At 73.5% G+C, this 1,056-nt stretch carries 1 protein-coding gene; it reads left to right on the top strand.

Annotated elements, in window-relative coordinates; translation table 11 throughout:
• On the top strand, positions 1-1,056 hold a 1,056-nt coding region (locus tag ASG00_RS14145), incomplete at both ends, for an acyltransferase family protein (RefSeq protein WP_162238307.1).

A 1,056-nucleotide genomic window follows, 5' to 3' on the forward strand; every position in this document is an offset into this window, starting at 1 on the left:
CTGGTCGTCGCCTATCACGTGTTCCCGGGCGGGCCGTTCGTCGGCGGCTTCCTGGGCGTCGACGTCTTCTTCGTCATCAGCGGCTTCCTCATCACGTCGCTCCTGACGAGAGAGAAGGATGCCACGGGCCGCATCTCGCTCGCAGGGTTCTGGCGCCGTCGCGCCCGCCGCCTGCTGCCCGCGCTCGTGCTGGTCGTCGTGGTGTGCGCGAGCATCGCACTGGCGGTGGGGGGCGACATCCTCACCGACCTCGGTCGCCAGGTGCTCGGGGCGGCGACGTTCAGCTACAACTGGCTCGCCGTCGCCTCGGGAGGCGACTACTTCGCGCAGACGGCCCCCGAGCTGTTCCGCAACCTGTGGTCGCTCGCCGTCGAGGAGCAGTTCTACGTGCTCTGGCCGCTCGTGCTGCTGCTCGGCGTGCTCATCGGGCGACGCGCGCGCCGGTTCGCGATCGGGCGTCGCCGTGCGGGCATCGCCGTCGTCATGGTCGCGGCCGTGGCATCCGCGGTCTGGATGGCGGTGCTCGTCGCCTCGGCCCCCGGGGATGCGGCCGGCGGAGCCGGCGACGCCGTCACCGGCGGGGCCACGGGCGGGGCCATCACCCGCGCGTACTTCGGCACCGACAGCCACGCGTTCGGGTTGCTGCTCGGCGCCGCGCTGGCACTCGCGCTCCCCGCCGTGCGCGCCTCGGCGCGGCCGTGGGTGCGGAGACGGGCGACGCGCGGCATCCTTCTCGTCGCCGGATCGGCCGCCGCCGCGGCACTCGTCGCGCTGGCGCTGCTGCCGGAGACCGCCACGGCATGGACCTTCCCCGGGGTTCTCATCGCCGCGAGCGCGCTGACGGGTGTCGTGATCCTCGCGTGCACGTGGCCGGGTGCCGTGCTCGGACGCGCCCTCGACACCCCGCCGCTGCGCTGGATCGGCGCGCGGTCGTACGCGATCTATCTCTGGCACTGGCCGATCATGGTGCTGCTGACGGCGTCGCTCGCCCGTTCGGGCACGGGCGGCGCCGACGCGAGCGTGCCGTGGCAGCTCAGTGTCGCCGCACTCGTGTTC

It is taken from the genome of Microbacterium sp. Leaf351 (assembly GCF_001423825.1).
GTDB lineage: Bacteria > Actinomycetota > Actinomycetes > Actinomycetales > Microbacteriaceae > Microbacterium > Microbacterium ginsengisoli.